The following is a 1,512-nucleotide window of genomic DNA, read 5'->3' as shown; positions in this document are numbered from 1 at the left end:
GAGCAGCGCTCTGCGCAGGTGCTACCGCAGCGGCAGCAGGCTTGGCGGGAGCCGCAGCCGGCTTGGCGGCAGCGCCACCTTCGGTGATTTGTCCGAGCAGCGCGCCGACGGCAACAGTCTCGCCGTCCTTGGCGATGATCTCGCCGAGCGTGCCGGCCGATGGCGCCGGCACCTCGATCGTCACCTTGTCGGTTTCGAGCTCGACGAGCGGCTCGTCGACCGCCACCGCATCGCCGGCCTTTTTGAACCAGCGGCCGATGGTGGCCTCGGTCACGGATTCGCCGAGCGTCGGAACGCGAATTTCAGTCATGGTCTTCTGTCCTCATAACCCTGCGGTCATAAAATCCTGACGCCATCGCCCGCGCAATGGCGGGCGATCCTGACGCACGTACGAAACGACGTAATCGGCGCCCCGCGTGATACGGGGCGCGCCTGTCTCATGATCTCTTAGTTCAACGCATCGTCGAGCAGCGCCTTGAGCTGGGCGAGATGCTTCGACATCAGACCGGTGGCGGTCGCGGCCGAGGCGGCACGGCCGGCATAGCGCGGACGCTTGCTGTTGCCGCCGACCTGGTTCAGCACCCACTCGAGATAAGGCTCGATGAAGTGCCAGGCGCCCATATTGCGGGGCTCCTCCTGGCACCAGACGACCTCGGCGTTCTTGAAGCGGCTGAGCTCGGTAACCAGCGCCTTTAGCGGCACCGGATAAAGCTGCTCGACGCGCATTAGGTAGACGTCATTCAGTCCGCGCTTCTCGCGCTCGTCGTAGAGATCGTAATAGACCTTGCCCGAACACAGCACGATGCGGCGGATCTGGTCGTCCGGCACCAGCCTGGTCTTGTCGTCCGGCGACATCTGGGCGTCATCGTAGAGGATGCGGTGGAACGTCGTGCCCTTGGCGAGTTCCTCAAGACGCGACGTCGCGCGCTTGTGGCGGAGCAGCGACTTCGGCGTCATCAGGATCAGCGGCTTGCGGATCTCGCGATGCAGCTGGCGGCGCAGCACATGGAAGTAGTTCGCCGGCGTGGTCGGATAGACCACCTGCATATTGTCCTCGGCGCACATCTGCAGATAACGCTCGAGGCGGGCGGAGGAATGCTCCGGCCCCTGGCCCTCATAGCCGTGCGGCAGCAGGCAGACCAGGCCGGACATGCGCAGCCATTTGCGCTCACCCGACGAGATGAACTGGTCGAACACGACCTGGGCCCCGTTGGCGAAGTCGCCGAACTGCGCTTCCCACAGCGGCAGCACCGCAGGCTCGGCGAGCGAGTAGCCGTATTCGAAGCCGAGCACGGCCTCTTCCGACAGCAGCGAATTGATGACCTCGAAGTGGCCCTGCTCCGGCGAAAGATGGTTGAACGGCGTGTAGCGGCCCTCGTCCTCCTGGTCGATCAGCACTGAGTGGCGCTGCGAGAAGGTGCCGCGCTCGCTGTCCTGGCCGGACAGCCGCACCTTGTGGCCTTCTAGCAGCAGCGTGCAGAACGCCAGCGCCTCGCCGGTCGCCCAGTCGAG

The 1,512-nt window shown here is 64.9% G+C and carries 1 protein-coding gene and 1 pseudogene; both read right to left on the bottom strand.

All coding sequences use genetic code 11. The annotated features are described in order from the left end of the window. A partial coding sequence (locus WA702_RS23020; protein ID WP_425112862.1) for a biotin/lipoyl-containing protein occupies positions 1-310 on the bottom strand: 310 nt, incomplete at its 3' end. A gap of 137 nt (positions 311-447) precedes the next feature. Further along, positions 448-1,512 (bottom strand): annotated as a pseudogene (gene sucA, locus WA702_RS23015) (2-oxoglutarate dehydrogenase E1 component); the annotation flags it as partial.

It is taken from the genome of Bradyrhizobium sp., assembly GCF_049798375.1.
GTDB lineage: Bacteria > Pseudomonadota > Alphaproteobacteria > Rhizobiales > Xanthobacteraceae > Bradyrhizobium.
Note: the sequence above shows the minus strand (reverse complement) of the source record. Positions and strands in the feature narration are given on the sequence as shown.